Source organism: Enterococcus sp. AZ078 (assembly GCF_051714985.1).
GTDB classification, from domain to species: Bacteria; Bacillota; Bacilli; order Lactobacillales; family Enterococcaceae; genus Enterococcus_B; species Enterococcus_B hirae.
The window spans coordinates 1,535,059-1,554,318 of record NZ_JBIOSW010000001.1; the positions used below are offsets into that span (position 1 = coordinate 1,535,059).

At 36.5% G+C, this 19,260-nt stretch carries 18 protein-coding genes; 11 read left to right on the forward strand and 7 right to left on the reverse strand.

The annotated features are described in order from the left end of the window. Positions 1–312: 312 nt before the first annotated feature. The 6 genes from menC to menB are packed head-to-tail and all read right to left on the reverse strand — an operon-like array spanning position 313 to position 7,614. A complete protein-coding gene (menC, locus tag IGJ18_RS07180; protein WP_438843453.1) occupies positions 313–1,422 on the reverse strand; it encodes an o-succinylbenzoate synthase in 1,110 nt (369 codons plus the stop codon). After that, positions 1,412–2,248, reverse strand: coding sequence for a 2-succinyl-6-hydroxy-2,4-cyclohexadiene-1-carboxylate synthase (gene menH, locus IGJ18_RS07185; RefSeq protein WP_438843086.1), 837 nt, complete (start codon positions 2,246–2,248; stop codon positions 1,412–1,414). Before menH ends, menC begins: the two co-directional genes overlap by 11 nt. Further along, positions 2,241–3,989 (reverse strand): 2-succinyl-5-enolpyruvyl-6-hydroxy-3-cyclohexene-1-carboxylic-acid synthase, encoded by a 1,749-nt coding sequence (menD, locus tag IGJ18_RS07190; protein WP_438843087.1) that lies wholly within the window; start codon positions 3,987–3,989, stop codon positions 2,241–2,243. Before menD ends, menH begins: the two co-directional genes overlap by 8 nt. Further along, a complete protein-coding gene (locus IGJ18_RS07195; protein ID WP_438843088.1) occupies positions 3,986–5,347 on the reverse strand; it encodes an isochorismate synthase in 1,362 nt (453 codons plus the stop codon). Before IGJ18_RS07195 ends, menD begins: the two co-directional genes overlap by 4 nt. Further along, positions 5,328–6,854: an o-succinylbenzoate--CoA ligase gene (gene menE, locus IGJ18_RS07200; protein WP_438843089.1), complete on the reverse strand. Its 1,527-nt coding sequence runs from the start codon at positions 6,852–6,854 to the stop codon at positions 5,328–5,330. Before menE ends, IGJ18_RS07195 begins: the two co-directional genes overlap by 20 nt. After that, positions 6,799–7,614, reverse strand: coding sequence for a 1,4-dihydroxy-2-naphthoyl-CoA synthase (menB, locus tag IGJ18_RS07205; RefSeq protein WP_010719121.1), 816 nt, complete (start codon positions 7,612–7,614; stop codon positions 6,799–6,801). Before menB ends, menE begins: the two co-directional genes overlap by 56 nt. Positions 7,615–7,742: 128 nt before the next feature. On the opposite strand from menB, the gene IGJ18_RS07210 reads away from it, so the two are divergent. The 6 genes from IGJ18_RS07210 to bsh all read left to right on the forward strand — a co-directional run bounded on the left by IGJ18_RS07210 (position 7,743) and on the right by bsh (position 12,818). After that, positions 7,743–8,132, forward strand: coding sequence for a PaaI family thioesterase (locus IGJ18_RS07210; protein WP_010719120.1), 390 nt, complete (start codon positions 7,743–7,745; stop codon positions 8,130–8,132). A 289-nt stretch (positions 8,133–8,421) separates the two neighbouring features. Beyond that, complete coding sequence (locus IGJ18_RS07215; protein WP_010719119.1) at positions 8,422–9,270, forward strand: YitT family protein; 849 nt, start codon at positions 8,422–8,424, stop codon at positions 9,268–9,270. 208 nt (positions 9,271–9,478) lie between these two features. Beyond that, positions 9,479–9,889, forward strand: a complete 411-nt coding sequence (locus IGJ18_RS07220) for an organic hydroperoxide resistance protein (protein ID WP_010719118.1) — start codon at positions 9,479–9,481, stop codon at positions 9,887–9,889. A 58-nt stretch (positions 9,890–9,947) separates the two neighbouring features. Further along, positions 9,948–10,379: a MarR family winged helix-turn-helix transcriptional regulator gene (locus tag IGJ18_RS07225; RefSeq protein ID WP_342081735.1), complete on the forward strand. Its 432-nt coding sequence runs from the start codon at positions 9,948–9,950 to the stop codon at positions 10,377–10,379. A 131-nt stretch (positions 10,380–10,510) separates the two neighbouring features. Beyond that, a complete protein-coding gene (locus IGJ18_RS07230) occupies positions 10,511–11,536 on the forward strand; it encodes an AI-2E family transporter (protein WP_010737621.1) in 1,026 nt (341 codons plus the stop codon). 304 nt (positions 11,537–11,840) lie between these two features. Then, positions 11,841–12,818, forward strand: a complete 978-nt coding sequence (gene bsh, locus IGJ18_RS07235) for a choloylglycine hydrolase (protein ID WP_034866541.1) — start codon at positions 11,841–11,843, stop codon at positions 12,816–12,818. A 124-nt stretch (positions 12,819–12,942) separates the two neighbouring features. Here bsh and IGJ18_RS07240 read toward each other — a convergent pair whose 3' ends face one another. Next, complete coding sequence (locus tag IGJ18_RS07240) at positions 12,943–14,100, reverse strand: LPXTG cell wall anchor domain-containing protein (RefSeq protein WP_438843090.1); 1,158 nt, start codon at positions 14,098–14,100, stop codon at positions 12,943–12,945. A gap of 143 nt (positions 14,101–14,243) precedes the next feature. On the opposite strand from IGJ18_RS07240, the gene IGJ18_RS07245 reads away from it, so the two are divergent. The 5 genes from IGJ18_RS07245 to IGJ18_RS07265 all read left to right on the forward strand — a co-directional run bounded on the left by IGJ18_RS07245 (position 14,244) and on the right by IGJ18_RS07265 (position 19,207). After that, positions 14,244–15,791: a helix-turn-helix domain-containing protein gene (locus tag IGJ18_RS07245; RefSeq protein ID WP_034698053.1), complete on the forward strand. Its 1,548-nt coding sequence runs from the start codon at positions 14,244–14,246 to the stop codon at positions 15,789–15,791. A gap of 212 nt (positions 15,792–16,003) precedes the next feature. After that, positions 16,004–16,567 (forward strand): alkyl hydroperoxide reductase subunit C, encoded by a 564-nt coding sequence (gene ahpC, locus IGJ18_RS07250; protein WP_010737626.1) that lies wholly within the window; start codon positions 16,004–16,006, stop codon positions 16,565–16,567. 11 nt (positions 16,568–16,578) lie between these two features. Next, on the forward strand, positions 16,579–18,117 hold the full coding sequence (ahpF, locus tag IGJ18_RS07255) for an alkyl hydroperoxide reductase subunit F (protein WP_373168865.1): 1,539 nt from the start codon (positions 16,579–16,581) through the stop codon (positions 18,115–18,117). A gap of 148 nt (positions 18,118–18,265) precedes the next feature. Continuing rightward, a complete protein-coding gene (locus IGJ18_RS07260; protein ID WP_438843091.1) occupies positions 18,266–18,613 on the forward strand; it encodes a DUF2200 domain-containing protein in 348 nt (115 codons plus the stop codon). Between the two features lie 69 nt (positions 18,614–18,682). Further along, the gene (locus IGJ18_RS07265) at positions 18,683–19,207 is read left to right on the forward strand and encodes a DUF308 domain-containing protein (protein ID WP_096709089.1); all 525 of its coding nucleotides are present in this window, start codon (positions 18,683–18,685) and stop codon (positions 19,205–19,207) included. Positions 19,208–19,260 lie beyond the last annotated feature (53 nt).

Below are 19,260 nucleotides of genomic sequence, written 5' to 3' on the forward strand. Positions count from 1 at the left end.
TTTAAGATTACGTGTTCACTATAAAAGAGTGAACAACAAAAGACAACGCTTTCATTTATGTTATCGGTAACAGAATTCTGTTTCCCATGATTATCTCATCAAAAGGAGAAGTTAGGTCAATGGCGACATTAGCTGAATTATCGGTATTGTAGAAAGTATAATTTTATACTCGCTACTTGCTGATTCATATAAAAAAAGTTCAACAAAAAGAAAGAATCCAAAAGAGAAAGAGCTGCTTTTGGATTCTTTATGATTACTTGGTGTATCTCTACAACGACCACAGTGATCATATTATTTGTCAAACGTTTATTATTAAGAAAAAAGGAGTTCCTTTTTGTAGCAATAACGTTCGATCTTTTCATGATCAAGGACTGCCCCATTGCCTTTTCCTAAGGGAACTGCAAGTTTCCCATCAGTGAGGCAAGCTTTATTTTTGATGATATCATCGTAGTAATAGCGATCTGATGCCGATATATCGCCAGGGAAAGTAAAGTCATTTTGGCTGGCAAATTGTATATTTAAGCAACGTCCTACTCCTGATTCAAACATTCCACCTAGCCACACCGTCAAGTTATGTTCACGACAAAATGTTACGATGGATAATGCCTCAGCGATTCCACCCACTCTGGGGATTTTTAGATTAATCCCACGACAACTTCCCAAGGTATGAGCGGTTTTAACATCATTTAGTGTACGAATATTCTCATCTAAACAAATTGGTGTTTTTAATTGTTTCTGTAAATACGCATGCTCGATAAAATCCCGTTGATTAAAAGGCTGTTCAATCATCGCTAGGTTTAATCGATCCAATTCTAACAATATCGGTAGATCCTTTAATGTATAAGCAGAATTGGCATCTGCCATCAAAAGCAAGTGAGGAAATTCCTTTCGTAATAAGGTTAATGGTTCGATATCGTAACCTGGTTTGATCTTTAACTTCAACCGCGTATAGCCTTGAGAAACATACATTCGAGCTTGTTTTAACAATTTTGCAGAATCTGTGTGGATACCTAAACTAATCCCAACTGCTAATTCTGTTTTCGTACTTTTGAAAATTTCTCGGAGACTGACATTCTTTCTTCTGGCATATAAATCCCAAATAGCAGTTTCCATGGCTGCTTTTGCCATAAAATTCCCTTGCACTTTCGTCAATCGTCGCTGAACTTCGAAAGGCTCTTTGATTGGAGACATAGTAAGTAAAGGAATCAATTCATTTTTGATGATCAAGCGACTCATGTCGATCGTTTCTTCAATATAGTCCGCTTGTTGGAAAGAAACCAACTCTCCTACTCCTTGATTGCCTAATTCATCCTCGATTATCAATAAATCAAACGCTTTTTCAGTTAGAATTCCATAACTCGTTTCAAAAGGGGTAGTCAAAGGTAATTTAAGTTGTAATTGCTCGATTTTTCTAATTTGTATCACTTTTTTCTTTCTCCATTATCCATTGATTTACTAGGGAAACAAATTTCGTTGGCTGTTCTAGATGAATACAGTGTCCACTTTTGGGAACCAAGGCCATGGAAAACAGACTATTTTCTTCAACCAATTTTTTTCCGATTTTTTGAAACTTATCATCATATTCTCCTGCTAAATAAAGGATCGGTCTTTGGATATTTCTAAGCGATGGCCAGTAATTCGTCTGTTGCCCAGTTCCCATGTACATCAAACTAAGCGCCAAACCAATTGGTTGTTGCATAAGTCTTCCTTGGCGAATCTTTCTTCTTGTCGAATCAGGTAGTTCTTTTTGACTTTCAAATAATGGAATCGATTCCCAATAATCCACAAAACCAGACAATGGTTCAGTCATGATCTTTTGCGCTAATAGAAGATCTTTTTTTTGACGTATGAGTCTTTCGCTTACAGAACTGATGCCTGGTGTACCACTTTCCATAATGATGCCTAAAATTCCTTTTGGTTGTTCAATCAGCCAAGTTAACGCGGTACGGGCCCCCATGGAATACCCCAACAAATAAAAGGCATCGATCTTTAATTGCAAAACCAATTGTGCTAAATCTTGAACAAGTAATGGAAGCTTATAGCGATAAGGATGAACATAAACATCCGTCTTACCATGCCCGATCAAATCGATTGCTAAAACATTTAAATCTTGAAAAGGCAAAGAAAAGCTCATGGAAGTTCCGGTAAATCCGTGTAAACAAATGATAGTAGGTCTCATTGGAGATGTTCGCTGTAACCAACGATAAGCATAATTAACACCATTGATTTTTATTTTTCCCTCACTCATTTCGATTACCGTATCCCTCAATCATGTGTTGCCAAAGCTCTGCTGGTGCTTTTTGTTCGCCAACGACTTCAATCAACGTCCAAGTTGAATTTTTTTTCTCTTCTCTGTTGTCTTTACTGTCTATTCTTTCTCGACTTTCACAAACTATTTGTTCAAATTCAGTCAGCGATTTGGGCTTTTTATAAGCGCCGCAGTACAGATCTGCCACTTTCTCCAAGTCTAGATGTAAGGGTGTTGAAAACAAAGGATCAAAAAAGGAGTTATCTAATTCCCTTTGAGGAAGGAAAGAAAAGATACCTCCCCCGTTATTATTCAAAACGATCACAGTCACCGGCAGCTCAAGTTCTTTGATTATTTGTAACCCATTCATATCATGAAACAAAGCTAAGTCACCAATCAACAAAAACATCTGCTGTTTCTTAGCCGCACAAATACCTGCAGCTGTTGAAATAATCCCGTCAATACCATTTACTCCCCGATTCCCATAGACTGAAAATCGTTGTTTTGAAAAACCAGCGTAGCGATCAATAAAACGAATAGCATTACTATTGGACAAGAAGAGTGTTTCGTCAAATTTTAACAATTGAAAAAGACGCTTACTGGCATTGCTTTCGTTATAGGCATCTAAGGGTAAGGTTGTTTCTATCGTTTGTCGGGCAAGCTTTGCTCTTTCTTGCCAATAGGATAACCAGTTTCTATCTGCATGAGTATGAAATTCTTCATCGCTCATGTTCTTAACCATGCTACAAAACGTCAGTGGATCAATTGGTAAAACATAATTACTTTGATGTAACCAGTCTTTCCAAGATTCGCTTTCATCAATGATGACATAAGTCAGGTCTTTTGACTGCTTTAAATAAAGCATGAGGTTTTTGGCCAATGGCAAGTTACCAAACTGCCAAACGATTTCGGGTGTTTCTAAGCGTTGATCGGCAAAGATCAAATCAACATGAGAAATATAATTGTCGCTTTCTTTCCCGCAATTTCCTAAATTTGTAAGTGGATCACCAAGAATAGGCCATCCTACGATTTCAGCTAGTTCAATCATTTTCGTTGCCTGTTGTGTGGTCAATTCTCTTCCAACAATAATCAACCCTTTTTTGGTCAACCAAGAATCAAGTTCTGGTAACGAAAAGGAAGTTACTTTATTGATCGTTTCCCCTTTTCTTGAATAATGACGTGTAAATGATTGTGATAAATCCGGCAGTAAAGGTTCTCGAAAAGGTAGATTCACATGTACAGGTCCTTTAGGAATTTTTATTGCAGCAGCCGCACTCTCCCAACCCTGAAAAAACGCATATCTTTCAAAAGATTCTCCTTCTTCTGGCAAAGCCATTCCGATATACTTTTTGACATGGCTTCCATACAAATGTTGCTGATCCATCGTTTGTGGTGCTCCTACGCCTTGTGCCTCTGGTGGACGGTCAGCGGTCAACACAACAAGTGGAACATTTGACGCCTCAGCTTCACAAATGGCTGGATAATAATTTGCTGCAGCAGTTCCTGATGTGCAAATCAGACCCACAGGTTCCTTTTGTGCTTTTGCTAAACCAAGCGCAAAAAAAGCAGCCGAACGCTCGTCCACGTTGATATAGCAATTGATTTCCGGGTCACGATAAGCCAATAAGGCCAGTGGTGTCGAGCGTGATCCTGGGCTAATGACCATTTCTTTTAATCCACTTTCTTTCAATCCATGGATAAATGCTAATAAATAAGCAGTCAGCTCTTTTGTGTTCGTCATTCTTTTACACCTCGAATCATCGGTTGAAATTTTAGAGCAGTTTCTAAGTATTCCGCTTCAGGCGTTGAATTTGGCACAATTCCACAGCCAGCATACAACTGGACCTCAGTATCACTCACTACTCCAGAACGAATACCAACTGCAAATTCACCAACATCCTCAGTTAAACTACACCAGCCAATTGGACCACCGTATAACCCTCGCCCAATAGGTTCTTTTTCCGCTATCCAATCAATGGCTGCCTGTTTAGGCACACCGCCTAAAGCTGGTGAAGGATGTAGTTGTCGTATGACTTCTAAAAATGAGAAACCGTCCTGACGGCTCCCTTTCAACGTCAAACAAAGATGTTGAATGTCTCGGTTTTTTAAAAGACTTTTTTCTGATACTGTTAGTTTCCCCTTAATAAATGAGTGCATCTGTTCTGTTAAACGTTCGACGACTAATTGGTGTTCTCCAATATTTTTAGAGTCTTTTAAAAGTTTTCCTCCCAATGTAACGTCTTCTCTTTCGTTTGAACTTCTAGCGATAGAGCCAGCAATGCTAGCGGTCAAGAAATGGGTATCAGTCGCCTGAAGCAAACGTTCAGGTGTTGCGCCAATAAACGCTTGACCTTTTGATTCTAAAACAAAGAGATAGGTGTTTGGTTGTTGACTAATCAGATGAAGTAAGATTTTTTCAACAGAAAATTCTTTGCCAACTAATTGCATCTGTCTTGCTAAAACCACTTTTTTAAGTGCTGATTTTTTATTTGCTGTGACTTCGATCGTCTCTTCAACAGCTTTTAAGAAATGAGGAACAGCTACTTCATTTTCTTTTAATATTTGACTTGGCGAAAAATCTGGGACACATCGCTCTTTCATTTCATTAATGAGTCTCATTTTTTCTTTAATAAACTCATCGAGTTTTTTTAAAGTTTTAAAATGATTCCTTGCGGTTATTACAACGGTTAGTTGCTGATGATTTTGCTTGATTAATAGTTCGGGTAGAATAAAACAGCCCTCTGCCAATTCTCCCCAAATAGGCGCTTGTTTTTTGTTTTCAGCATCAAAAGGTAATCCTCCAAAAAGAATCGGAGTCTCTTTTTCAGGAACCAGAAACGAAAGTTTTTTAAAAAACTCTTGTTTAGCATTTATCAGGTCTTCGGTGGACCAGTTTCCGCGCTTCTTTAAAAGATTACGCCCAAACCCCAAGAAACCGACATTTTTGTCTGGCGTTTGCCAAAAGAAACGTGTGCCTTTAAATTCACTCGCTTTTGCAAAGAGATTTGCTAACGGTTCATAAGGAATCTTAAAGCTATAACATACATAGTCAGCTTCAGGTACTTCCTGTAGATTTAGATTAAATAAGTTGGTAGTCAATATAGTTCACTCTTTCTTCTGTTAAAAAAAGTCGTTTTAATGGTTTTCCTGAGGCTGTTTTTGGTAGATCATGGATGACAAAAATTTCGTCAGGATGTTTATAGGAAGCAAGTGGCTCCATGAGATTGCAAATTTCATTAACGCTGACCTTATCTATTAATTTCAAATAAGCTACTGGGCGTTGCCCCCAGTTAGGGTCGGCTCTACCAATAACAATAGCCTCTGTAATTTTCTGACTTTTTAAAAAAATTGCTTCAATCTCAGCAGGGTAAATATTTTCTCCGCCAGAGATGATTCGCTCACTCATTCGACTAAGAATTTTTAGTTCACCAGTATCTGTTAAATAGCCCCAATCACCAGTACAAAACCAGCCCTCTTTCGTCCACGAATGTCGATCTCGTCCGTTGAGATATCCTTTAACGATCGACGGACCTTTCAAAAGAATTTCTCCAGATTCGTTCGCTTGATCTGTCCCATCGATTTTAATTTGCACACCCATTAGCGGACGACCAACCGTGTCTTTAAACTTTGAATGCAAATTGATTTTACCTGCGACAACTTGGGAACATGTTTCTGTCATGCCATAAGACAACATAACGGGTAGCTTCAACTGGCAACAGTCTTCAAGTAAGGTAGATTCAATCGGACCCCCACCTAATAAAACTTGCTTCAAAGAAGAAGGATAACCGTCTTCTGGTACAAACGGCAACAGATCTTTTAACATTTTCGTGACTAACGACAAATAAGCGGTTTTTTCGCTTAAAATCAGTTGTTTGACTTCTGATGGGTGAAATTTTTCACATAAATGAACGCTAATTCCTAAAACAAGGGAACGTAAAAGAATCGATAAACCACTGATATGGTACAACGGGACGCAACAAAGCCAATTCTCGCCAGACTCGATAGCCATACTTTTTTGTGTAGCTAGGCTACTTGCTTGATGGTTTGAAAAAGTTTGAGGTACTCCTTTTGGCTTTCCAGTAGTCCCAGATGTATACATGATCGAGGCTATTTGCTCCAATTGATAGCCGAAATCAATTGGTGGTTCACTAATTCTCCCGATTAGTTCCTTTTTTTTCGGGAAAGAAATGATGGTTACATTTTCAAAGGAAAAATGTTCAGGGTGTTCAGTGATCAATAGTCGTGTATTGGCATCTTTTAACTGATAAGCTAGTTCTTCACTGGTTAACCTTGTATTTAGAAATTGGATCTCCATTCCTAATTCCCATAGAGCTAAGATCGACTGATACATCATTGTCTGATTGTCGCTCAAAATGGCTACTCTTTTAATAGTTTTTTGTTGATTGCTTATAAAACGTTTGAAATAATAAGCAAGTTGCTGTACATAGTGATTCAATTCACTAAACGTTAGACAAACATCTTTCGTATAAAAGGCTGGCTGATCTGGCTGTTCTAATGCTTGTCGTTGCAACCAACTATTTGGTTTTTGTTTAGGGAAATTTAGGAAATTGGTCAAAGTCAGGCTCTCTCTTTTCTTTGAATGCATCTCGTCCTTCTTGAGCTTCAGCCATCGTGTAGTAAAGTAAAGTGGCATCCCCTGCTAATTGTTGGATCCCCGCTAGTCCGTCTGTATCTGCGTTCATTGCAGCCTTGATCATTCTTAATGCTAAAGGACTTTTCTTCAACATTTCTTCTGCCCACTCTATCGTTACGTCTTCAATTTCGGCTAAAGGTACCACTGTGTTGATCCAATTCATTGCTAAAGCTTCTGTTGCGGAATACTGTTTCGTCATAAACCAGACTTCTTTTGCTTTTTTATGACCGATCACTCGAGCTAGATAGCCTGATCCATAACCGCCGTCAAAACTTCCTACATTCGGACCTGTTTGTCCAAATTTCGCATTTTCAGCGGCAATTGTGATGTCACAAACAAGTTGTAAGACATTGCCTCCACCGATCGACCAACCTTTGACCATAGCAATCACAGGCTTTGGAATGACCCGAATCAGGCGCTGGAGATCTAGCACATTCAAGCGAGGGATTTGATCATCACCTACATACCCGCCATTTCCTCGAACTTTTTGATCTCCACCAGAACAAAATGCTTGATCTCCTGCTCCGGTTAAAATAATCACACCAATATCTTGCCGCTCTCGACAAATAGTAAAAGCTTCAATCATTTCAAACACTGTCTTTGGAGTGAATGCATTGTGTACTTGAGGTCGATTAATTGTTATTTTTGCTATTTTACCATGTTTTTCAAAAAGTATTTCTTCATAGTCTTTAATTGTTTGCCATTCTCTCATTTTATTCCTCCTCTAAGTTGAACATTCTTATTATACACAAAAGCCAAAGAAAACGTTTGTAATTTTATATTTTTTAAGAATTTCTGTTATACTATTCAAAAAACAAAAAAAAGGAATGAAACCTAAAAATGAATTTAATCGAATATTTACAGATTGAGACAATGTCTATCTCAAAAGAACAGGTTGAATTGTTACTACCGATTTCTGACATCCATCTCCAACCTTTTGGCTTCCTTCATGGCGGAATCAACGGTATCTTGATTGAAACCGCTTGTAGTATTGGTGCTAACCAACATTTAAGCTCGCCACAATATGCGGTAGGTGTAGATTTACACGTCAACCACCTTAACAGCGCTCAAAATGGACAATTACGAGTGATCGCACGTCCGACTAAAATTGGACGCTCTATCCAATTTTGGGCAGCTGAAATTTATTTAGAAAAAGAAAACAAACTAACCCCTGCTCATCTTATTGCCAATGGTTCTTGCACACTAACTGTTCGTAACGAATCGACATGACGTTGCATTTATGTCCAACCTTTCATTCATTAAATTTCCATCTTTATTTGCTCTTTATCGAAATAAGGAAAAGTAAAAGACATCTTTAATTTTTATTTCAATCGATAAAAAATATTAATATTCACTATCTATAGCAACATAGTGAACTCATAGCTCCTCTATTTCTCGACCCGAAATGTTAGACTAACCTAACATTTTTTTAAAATATTAGTTAACTTTAGGTGAATATTACGTTATAATGAAAAAAGCACCAAAAAATTAAAATACAATAATGAATGGATGTGAATGGATGAAGCAAATGAAAACGATGATTTGGACATACATAAAAATAATGTTTGCCTTAACCATTTTAGGCGTAGGTATCAATATGTTTTTAGGGCCTCACCATATCGCAGCAGGCGGTGTGAGTGGTTTAGGTATTCTCTTAGAATCGGCTTTAGGTTTTGATCGTGCAATGGTCATTTTAGTATTAAATATCATCATGTTGGTATTAGCTCTTGTATTTCTTGGAAAAAAACCTTTTTTCAAAGTGCTTTTTGGAAGTCTTGTCTTTCCGCTGATTATTGCGGTCGTCCCTGAAATGATGGTTACGTCGGATCGTTTACTTTCAGTGATCTTTGGTAGTGCGATCTTTGCTCTGGGTGTCGCTATTTTATACAAAAATAATTCTTCAAGTGGCGGAACAACTATTCCACCACTGATCTTCAAAAAGTACTTTCATTTGAATACTTCGATTGGTTTATTGGTAACAGATGCGTTTGTTGTATCACTTAATTTATTTATTTTTGGGTTTGAAGAATTTTTATACGCCATTCTTTCGATCGTCATTACCTCGATTGTAATGTCATATATTGAAACAGGAATGAATCGTAAAAAATCGATAATGGTGATGAGCGAAACTTCTATCGAAGAAATCCGCCAACGTTTAAGTGCGGAAATTGGTCGTGGCTTAACTTTATTAGAAGCAAAAGGTGGCTACAACCGCAAATCTAAAGAAGTTTTATTGATCGTCGTAACAGACCAGGAGTTTTCAAGAGTCAAACCATTGATCGAAGAAATCGACCCTACTGCTTTTGTGATTGTCAGCAGTGTAGCTGAAGTAACTGGTAGTGGCTTCACTTACCATCCAATTGAGTAATAAGAAGCTTATTCATAAATACTTCCTCTTCTATTTTTGTATTTCTTCTAAAAATTGATTCTGCTTAAATAATTTATCTAAAACGAGTGATGCCATAACGTGTAGTCGCTCGTTTTTTTATGCCTATGCTGAAACGAATTAGTTGCCTTTCTCAATTAAGTTGTATACAATTTAATTGTACAAAACCAAATTTAAAGGAGTGTTTTTTATGAAAAAAATGTATTCTACAAAAATGATCAATACTGGTGGTCGTTCAGGTGAAGTTCATAGTCCAGATCATTCATTTGAACTTGCAATTGCGGCTCCTGGACGTCGTGTAGCCGATGCAACGAATCCTGAGCAATTATTTGCAGCAGGTTTCAGTGCTTGTTTCAATAGTGCGTTAGAATTGATCAAAAATCAAAAAAATATCTCTGGTGCTTCTACCATCAGTGCTCAAGTATCTTTGTATGCTGAAAATGAAATGAGTTTTGTTTTAGGCGTTGAAATTGAAGGTCATGTTGAAGGTCTTTCTTTAGAAGAAACACAAGAATTATTAGAAGCAGCTCATAAGGTTTGCCCATATTCTAAAGCAACTGCAGGTAATATTGAAGTGACATTGACTGCTGTTAACAGCTAGACATTTATTATAAAATCAGCTATGCTAACAAGGAACTACGAGAATCGAGGTGGAGAAAATGGAAGATTTATATTTAGAAAACCAGTTGTGCTTTCCTTTATATGCCACCTCTAAAGAAATCATTCGCTCGTACAACCCTTTGCTGAAGCCTTTAGATTTAACTTACACGCAATACCTGGTAATGCTTGTTTTATGGGAAAACCAACAAGTCACAATGAAAGAACTTGGTAGCTTACTTTGTTTAGATTCTGGAACCTTGACGCCCGTCATAAAAAAAATGGCTGACAAAGGCCTACTTCAAAGAAGAAGAGCAGATAAAGACGAGCGTATTACGATTCTATCACTGACTTCTAATGGAAAAGCTTTAGAAGAAAAAGCAAAAGATATTCCTGCTAAAATATTAGCGAGTCTTCCACTTGAACCGGATGAGCTTGTTCTTTTGCAAAAGCTCAGCAAGAAAATGCTAACTAATTTTCGGGAAAAAAACTAGGAACTAAACAGTCAAACTGCAGACATTGCTCATCAATGTCTGCAGTTTTTATTTTTTTCTTCCTAATTCCCTATTTCCGCTTTATAATCAAATATGTACGCTATGACTTAAATTACTTGGAGGTTGTTGATTTGTCTGTTTACCAACGCTTTTTGGCGAATGAAAAAATTCGTCGTATGACTGTTCTATTAATCATTATTGTAGTCCTTTTTCTTGTAAGAAGCATGATTACAACAATTTTACTAACTTTTATTTTTACGTATTTAATGATTCACTTAGTGCAAATTATCCAACGATTCATTAAGGTTCCAACCGGGGTATTAACCATTATTGTTTATGCTCTTGTGGTTTACCTAATCTATTTAGCATTTACAATTTATATCCCCGTCTTGGTACACCAAACATTTGACATGGTCAAATCAGTCATCAATTTCTATGAACATCAACCCAAAGACGCTGATCCGGTTTTACTTTATATCCATAATTACATTGAAAGAAATGATTTCTTTGAACAATTACAAAATGGTGCATCAATTGCTTTAGGCTATTTGCAAGACTTTGGTAAGATGGCTGTCGCCTTTACTATGTCTTTTATCTTAAGTTTCTTTTTTATGATCGAAAAGAAAAAAACAATCCTATTTTCCCGCTTATTCTTAAAAGGCGAATTTTCTTGGTTCTTCCAAGACATTTATTACTTTGCTGATAAATTTGTCAATACCTTTGGATTAGTATTAGAGGCACAGTTCATTATTGCTTTATTAAACACGATCCTCACAACGATTGCTTTAGCTGCTTTTGGTTTCCATCAGTTGCTTAGTTTAGCAATTATGATCTTTATTTTAAGTTTGATCCCAGTTGCTGGTGTCATTATCTCTTGTGTGCCCTTATCCTTTATTGCGTATTCTCAAGGTGGCATAAAAGATGTGGTTTACATCTTATTAACGATTTTAATCGTCCATTTACTTGAATCTTATGTATTGAATCCAAAATTGATGTCTAGTAAAACAGAATTACCGATTTTCTATACCTTTATTGTATTATTGATCAGCGAACGCTTTTTAGGAGTATGGGGTTTGATTGTTGGTATTCCAATTTTTACATTCTTATTAGATATATTAAAAGTGAAAGAAATTCCCAACCATCCCCTCAAAGAGTGACTTTCTTTGAATCAGAACCTGTAAGATTTACTTCAGTTTAATTGTCATAAAAATTTTGTGACGTCTCTAGCTCTGAGAAATAAGTCGAAGAATCCCTTCTAGTTAGGGCATTCTTCGGCTTATTTTCCGCTAAAATTTTCTAGAACACCGCACACTTGTCTTGTTAATCCTTACAAAGTAAATCCATCTTAGAAAAGATCTTTTTTTATAATAGGAGTTTTTTTAATCAAAAATCAGTTTTTCTGGTAAAAAATTAAAATTGGTATTATCATTAATTTATATTAATAAAAGGAGGAGATGTATCATGTGTACATCCATTGTTTATGCAACTAAAGATCATTATTTTGGACGAAACTTAGATTTAGAGCTTTCTTATGGACAAGTAGTGACAATTACGCCTAGAAACTATCCTTTTAAATTTCGTCGAACGGATCCTCTACCCTCTCACTATGCGTTAATTGGTATGGCTGCAGTTGTTGATAATTATCCGTTATATTTTGAAGCAACAAATGAAAAAGGACTTAGCATGGCAGGTTTGAATTTCCCTGAAAATGCTCATTACTTTGAAGAAGACTCTGGTAAAACCAATATCTCACCATTCGAATTTATCCCTTGGTTATTAGGAAAATGCGCAACAATCGATGAGGCAAAAAAATTACTTGCTGAGATCAACTTAGTAAATATCAATTTTAGTGAAGAACTTCCACTTTCTCCTCTTCACTGGATGCTTGCTGACCAAAATGAAGCTCTCGTGATCGAATCAACCATTGATGGTTTGAAAATTTACAATAATCCAGTCGGTGTATTAACAAATAATCCACCTTTTGATTATCAATTGTTTAATTTAAATAACTACCGTCATGTTTCTCCTACTGTATCTTCCAATCATTTTGCGAAAAATCTAGAGTTGGATGTGTATAGTCGTGGAATGGGTGGATTAGGCTTACCAGGCGATTTATCATCTGCTTCTCGTTTCGTAAAAGCTGCCTTTACAAAATGGCAATCAGTCTCAGGAGATTCAGAGATGGAGAGCGTGAACCAATTTTTCCATATATTAACATCCGTGGAACAACAAAAAGGATTGTGTGATGTAGGAAATGGGAAGTTTGAATATACGATCTATTCGTCTTGTTGTAACATGGACAAAGGGATCTATTACTATACTACTTACAACAATCACCAAATCACCGCAGTTGAAATGCATAAAGAAAATCTCGAAGGCACTGAATTGATTACTTATCCAGTGGTTGATCAAGAACAAATACATTATTTAAACAAATAAAAAATAAGTGATTCAATACTTATGGTTCATCACTTATTTTTCTAGTAATTTTCTAATTTATAAAGAAGAGAATGAGGATGTGCTCCTCATTCTCTTCTTTTAATAATAATATTATTTGTTTGCTTTAACTTTGTTTTTCACTATTTCGTAACTTTCTCACTCCGAAAATAGAGAAAATGATAAGTGTAAACCCAAGATACATAAAACTTGGTGTTGCTTTATCTGCTGTTTTTGGTAATTGATCACTTATACCATTACCAAGAGATTTTTCATTATCTAAGAAATTATCATTGTTTATTTCATAATTGTTTTCATTTTTAGGCGTTAAACTACCTGATAAAGACATCTGATGCGATTTTTCTTTGATCATATCTGGCAAAATTACTTGATTTTTCGTATTAACGTCAATTAAAGATTCCCCCACAGTTGGAAATTCTTCTTTCTTAGGTATCTCGATTTCCACTTGAGTTTTTTTCATTTCATCTGGCGTTGGATCAGTCGGTTCAACTGGATCTGGTTTTTCCTCCGGTGTTGGATCAGTCGGTTCGACTGGATCTGGTTTTTCCTCCGGTGTTGGATCAGTCGGTTCGACTGGATCTGGCTTTTCTTCTGGCGTTGGATCAGTCGGTTCGACTGGATCTGGTTTTTCTTCTGGCGTTGGATCAGTCGGTTCGACTGGATCTGGCTTTTCTTCTGGCGTTGGATCAGTCGGTTCAACTGGATCTGGTTTTTCCTCCGGTGTTGGATCAGTTGGTTCAATTTCTGGTAATTCGGTAAAATTATCCTCATCAACATTAAGCATTTCTTCAACTGTCTGACGTTGACTATAAGGCGTAAGATGCTGATTATCTGTCGGACTGCCATCAGCTACTTTGATCGTAAATAATGCTGGCTTTGTTAAATGTTGATTTAATGTTACAGTAAAGGTAAAACTAGCCTTATGTCCATTAATCTGAAGCGTAGTTGGATCGTACCCAATCGTCAATGCTGGATCAACATTCTCAAATACTACATTGGATTGTGAGATTGGTTGTCTATCGCCTGAATAGCTGACACTGGCTTTGACTGGTACCGTTTTTCCCACCGGAAATTTCATGATTCCTGAATTTGTTGTGGAAAATTCATCCTGTAGTGTGATACAATTCACGTTTGCCCACCCAGGCTCTTTCGTTTTAGTAACGATTGGGTGGTGCTCTTCAATCTTTACTTGTTGCGTTGCTTCGGCAGTTACCGATAGGCCTGTCAAAGCAACAGTAGCCATTATAAGTTTTAAGTGATTCATTTTTACATCTCCCCCGTTTCAAACACTTTTGGCTTGCAATACATAAGATAATACAAACGGCTAAAATATTATTACTGTTTTTTTGTTCAAAATAGCTAATTTTTTAGTAAAATGCTGGATGGAAAATCAAATGGAGGAATAACATGCAAACACAAGAAGCAATCAAAAAGTATCTTTTAAATAAAAAAAGTGTTACCAAGCTCAATATTTTTCTTTTTCTTGCAGAACACCCATTCTTCATTACCACTCACTACCTCGCTGATTATTTTGAGATGTCTGATTCTAATTTTTTGCTTTATCTTCAAGAATTAGAACAGGATTTTATGACACTTGATTTAGAAGATGTTTCTTTGATCAGGCAAAAGAAATTTGTCCAGTTAGATTTAAAGAATACAGATAGTGCAAAATGTTATTATGAATTATTTGGTAAATACTGTTTAGAATCGACAAATTTTAAAATTTTAACAGCCCTGTTAGAACCAACTGGTCATTCCATTGTTAGCATTAGTCAAACAACAAATTACAGCTCCTCTTATCTTTATTCCAAAATGAAAGCTGTCAATCAGTTCCTTAAATTGTATGGGATTGCATTTAAATTTACAGCTAAAGGAAAAAAAATCGTAGCAGGAACGGAAGTACAGATCCAGTATTGTTTTTTAGATGTTTATTGGAATATTTTTTCAAATACTTCTGTCCCCTATGGCATGGAAACCCCACAATCTATTACGTATGAACTAACAACTTATTTTAAACAAGAATTACTTGATGCCCTAAGTGGAGGGATGAAAGAGAAATTATTTTTACTATTAAAAATCTGTGTAGAGAACTTTCCAGTTACATCGTTGAAGAATGTCCAAAGAGAGTTTAAAGAATATGACTATATTGAATACTTGGTTACTCCAGAATTTGATTTGCTTAACGATCATTTATCTATTTGTCATGAACAGCGGGTTTTAATCAACCTGTTAGCAAGATTAGCGATCTCAAAACTAGAAAGTGACGAGCTTAGCTTTCAACATTACCAAATGTTACTAGAAGCTAATGTTCCTTACATCGTTTACTCTAAAAAGCTAGTGGAGTCTTTTAGCCGACACTTTCATTTAAAAGTACCAGTCAACCAACAAAAACTTTATGCCTTGAACTTTGCTCGAAATAAACTTTTCAGTACTTTTTTGAATCCTGATCAACCCAATACTCCTTTACCTACCTATACTTTATATGAAGGAAAAGAAAATTTTGAAAACTTACAAAATGAGATCAAACAATTCTACGTCACTTTTAGACAAAAAATCAGTAAAGAGCTGCCAGATCTATTGATCAAAGAAAATATGCAATGGATCGTTGAAGACTTACTTCATTTGTATGATCGCTTTAAACCTCAACACTCGATCGTCATAGGTATCAATTACACCAAGGATTTTTATGTGAGTAAAGATTTGATGGTCAAAATCGAGCAGATCTTTTCTTCCGAGTCGATCATCATCCAAAAAAATTATATGGAAGAATGTGATATCATCGTCAGTGACTGTCCCTTAGAGCATCTGCCGTCACATATCAAAAAAATCTATTTATTGGACAATTATGTGACACCGCAAGAATGGAAAAAAGTAATTACTCAAATTGCTGGATATATCTTTGAATTAAAACAAGAAAATGATTATACATCTTGCACACCATTTTCTAATAAATAATCCAATGCAGCCGTTCATGAAAAAATAGTCGACGAATCCTACTAAACAAAGGAAGCAGCCACTATTCCCATGTACGGCTTTTTCTATTGCACCTATAAATAACCTCCTATTTTTACGAGACATTCTTAAAATAACCAAAAAACCTTTGACTTTGCAACCGTTATTAAATTATATTAATTATAAATAAAGTAAAATAAATTGGAGGTTTTCATATGTCATTGATTGGAAAAAAAGTTGGAGAATTTACCGCACAAGCTTATAAAAACGGAGAATTTATCGATATCAGCGATGCTAATCTTACTGGTAATTGGAGTATTATTTGCTTTTATCCAGCAGATTTCACTTTCGTATGTCCGACAGAATTAGAGGATTTACAGGAACAATACGATGAATTAAAATCACTAGGCGTCCAAGTCTTTTCTTGTTCAACGGATACCCACTTTACACATAAAGCATGGCATGACTCATCTGAAGCTATCGGAAAAATAGAATATGCCATGATTGGCGACCCTTCTCACCACATTTCTCGTCTATTTGATGTATTGAATGAAGAAAGTGGACTTGCACAAAGAGGAACTTTTATCATAGATCCAGATGGTATCGTACAAGCAATGGAAATCAATGCTGATGGTATTGGACGTGACGCAAGTGCCTTGATTGACAAAATCAAAGCCGCACAATACGTACGTACGCATCCTGGTGAAGTTTGTCCAGCGAAATGGAAAGAAAGTGGTGAAACACTAAAACCTAGTTTCGATCTTGTTGGAAAGATTTAGAGGATGAGCCGATGTTAGATAAGGAAACGAAACAAAATTTAGCTCAATATCTTGATTTAATGGAAGCACCAGTTGTTTTTTCGGTTAGTACAGATGACACAGCCAATTCCCAACAACTATTCGAGTTTGTGAACGAAGTGGCAGATATGACTGATAAAATTACGGTTGAACAAAAGACGTTGCCACGTACCCCTAGCTTTGAAATCAATTCTTTACAAAAGACTAGCGGGATCACTTTCGCAGGTATTCCTTTAGGCCACGAGTTTGCATCTTTCCTCCTTGCTTTATTACAAGTAAGTGGACGACCACCTAAAATAGCTGATACTTTGATTCAATCCATTTTAGAAATTAATCAACCTCTACATTTTGAGAGCTATGTCAGTTTAACTTGTCACAACTGCCCTGATGTTGTTCAAGCGTTAAACATTTTAGCGGTTTTAAATCCGTTGATCACCCATACGATGATCGAAGGTGGGATGTATCAGCATGAAATCACTGAAAAACAAATCATGGCCGTGCCAACCGTCTTTTTAAACGAAAAAGAATTTGCTAGTGGACGAATGACGATTGAACAAATTTTAGGAAAAATAGCTGGCCCGAATCTAATGGAACAAAAGGAAATCAATACAAAAGAATTATTTGACGTTCTAGTTATCGGTGGTGGTCCAGCAGCAAGCAGCGCAGCGATTTACGCAGCTAGAAAAGGACTCCGCACTGGACTCGTAACTGATACACTTGGCGGACAAGTCGTAGAAACGTTAGGCATCGAAAATCTAATCGGTACACCTTACACAGAAGGTCCACGATTGATGAAACAAGTCGAAGAACATTTACGGTCTTATCCTGTTGATGTTATGACAAATCAACAAGTTGTGTCACTAAACAAAGGAGCAGATCTCTTTGAAATCAATTTAAAAAGCGGCAATCAGCTGAAATCAAAAACAACGATTGTTGCAACAGGAGCTCATTGGCGTTCAATCAATGTTCCTGGTGAAAAAGAATTTAAAAACAAAGGAATTGCCTATTGTCCTCATTGCGATGGTCCCCTCTTTGGCGGAAAAGAAATCGCAGTGATTGGTGGCGGAAATTCAGGGATTGAAGCTGCCATTGATTTAGCTGGGTTGGCGAAACATGTATATATTTTAGAGTTTCTTCCGACACTTAAAGCAGACCAAGTATTACAAGATAAACTAGCTACTTTAACAAATGTCACTGTCATTCTAAATGCCCAGACGAAAGAAATCAGTGGTCAGACAAAGGTTGATTCGTTGAGTTATATCGACCGTTCCACCCAGGAAGAACACACAATAGCTGTTTCAGGTGTGTTTATTCTGATTGGTTTGGTTCCTAATACGGATTGGTTAGTTGGAACACTTGAGTTAAATGATCGAGGAGAAATCATCACTGATGCCCATGGTGCTACCAGTGAAGCAGGACTTTACGCTGCTGGTGATTGCACAGATAGTGCTTATAAACAGATCATTATTGCTATGGGTTCGGGTGCTACAGCAGCCCTTGGTGCATTCGACTATTTGATGAGAAAAGAATAACTTTGCTACAAATCTCAAAAGGTTAAGACAAGTTTATTCATCAACTTGCCTTAGCCTTTTGTTTATTCTTTTTTTACAATTGCGATAAGTACACATTTATTGAACAAACGAATATAATAAAAGAAAACTTATCGTAGGAGGTGCTATCATGAATCAACGAATTTTCACCATGAGTTTCTCAAGTGTCTACCCTCTCTATGTAAAAAAAGCTGAGAAAAAAGGATACTCTCGGTCAGAAATGGATGAAATCATCCGCTGGTTGACTGGTTATACCGAAGAAGAATTACAAAAACAACTGAAAAATGAAGTAACGTTCCAAGTCTTCTTTGAACAAGCACCCAAACTGAATCCAAACAGACAGTTGATAACTGGGGTGATTTGTGGTGTGCGAGTGGAAACGATCAAAGACCCACTGATGCAGGAAATACGTTATTTAGATAAGCTAATTGATGAACTTGCAAAAGGCAAGAAAATGGATAAAATATTAAGAAGCTAAATCAAAAACAGGTTTTTGTTTGGTAGAATAACCGTTTACCGTTACAATAGAATAAAAGGAGGTTATGTTATGTTTGAAATGATACGTACTAATTTTCAGCGTTACGCATTGCTAAGGTCAGCCATTTACATCATTGCCGGACTTGCAATTGTGATCAATCCGACAGCTGTATTCCATTTTATTGGCTACCTCATTACAGCGTATTTTGTTTTATTGGGGATTTTGAATCTTTTAGAAGCAAATAAAAACCGAAAACAAACGGGTGCATGGGGATTTGGTTTAATTAGCGGGATTGGCTTTTTTATTCTCGCACTAATCGTGTGGGTCTTTGCAGCAGCAATCGTCTCGCTCTTACCAGTTATCTTAGGTTTAGTTATTATCCTAAAAAGTCTCTTTCAATTATTCGTCGGACTTAACACCCGTTCGAAAGGTTGGAGTGCTTATAGTATTCTCTTATTGATTGGTGGTTTGATTTTATTATTCAATCCATTCAAAAGCGTCATGATACTCTTCCAATTATTTGGTGGGCTATTAATTTTCATGGGTATCTCAGAAATCATTACCTATTTCAAAGTGAACAAGAGATATTCGTAAGTAAATAAGAGGTTGCATGACTATTAGTTTACCTAGAAGATGGAAGAAGTTGC

Coding starts and splice junctions, on each gene's coding strand:
- menH (WP_438843086.1), bottom strand. CDS start 2,248: ATGAGTGAGGGAAAAATAAAAATCAATGGTGTTAATTATGCTTATCGT.
- menD (WP_438843087.1), bottom strand. CDS start 3,989: ATGACGAACACAAAAGAGCTGACTGCTTATTTATTAGCATTTATCCAT.
- menE (WP_438843089.1), bottom strand. CDS start 6,854: ATGCATTCAAAGAAAAGAGAGAGCCTGACTTTGACCAATTTCCTAAAT.
- menB (WP_010719121.1), bottom strand. CDS start 7,614: ATGAGAGAATGGCAAACAATTAAAGACTATGAAGAAATACTTTTTGAA.
- IGJ18_RS07210 (WP_010719120.1), top strand. CDS start 7,743: ATGAATTTAATCGAATATTTACAGATTGAGACAATGTCTATCTCAAAA.
- IGJ18_RS07215 (WP_010719119.1), top strand. CDS start 8,422: ATGAAGCAAATGAAAACGATGATTTGGACATACATAAAAATAATGTTT.
- IGJ18_RS07220 (WP_010719118.1), top strand. CDS start 9,479: ATGAAAAAAATGTATTCTACAAAAATGATCAATACTGGTGGTCGTTCA.
- IGJ18_RS07225 (WP_342081735.1), top strand. CDS start 9,948: ATGGAAGATTTATATTTAGAAAACCAGTTGTGCTTTCCTTTATATGCC.
- bsh (WP_034866541.1), top strand. CDS start 11,841: ATGTGTACATCCATTGTTTATGCAACTAAAGATCATTATTTTGGACGA.
- IGJ18_RS07240 (WP_438843090.1), bottom strand. CDS start 14,100: ATGAATCACTTAAAACTTATAATGGCTACTGTTGCTTTGACAGGCCTA.
- IGJ18_RS07245 (WP_034698053.1), top strand. CDS start 14,244: ATGCAAACACAAGAAGCAATCAAAAAGTATCTTTTAAATAAAAAAAGT.
- ahpC (WP_010737626.1), top strand. CDS start 16,004: ATGTCATTGATTGGAAAAAAAGTTGGAGAATTTACCGCACAAGCTTAT.
- ahpF (WP_373168865.1), top strand. CDS start 16,579: ATGTTAGATAAGGAAACGAAACAAAATTTAGCTCAATATCTTGATTTA.
- IGJ18_RS07260 (WP_438843091.1), top strand. CDS start 18,266: ATGAATCAACGAATTTTCACCATGAGTTTCTCAAGTGTCTACCCTCTC.
- IGJ18_RS07265 (WP_096709089.1), top strand. CDS start 18,683: ATGTTTGAAATGATACGTACTAATTTTCAGCGTTACGCATTGCTAAGG.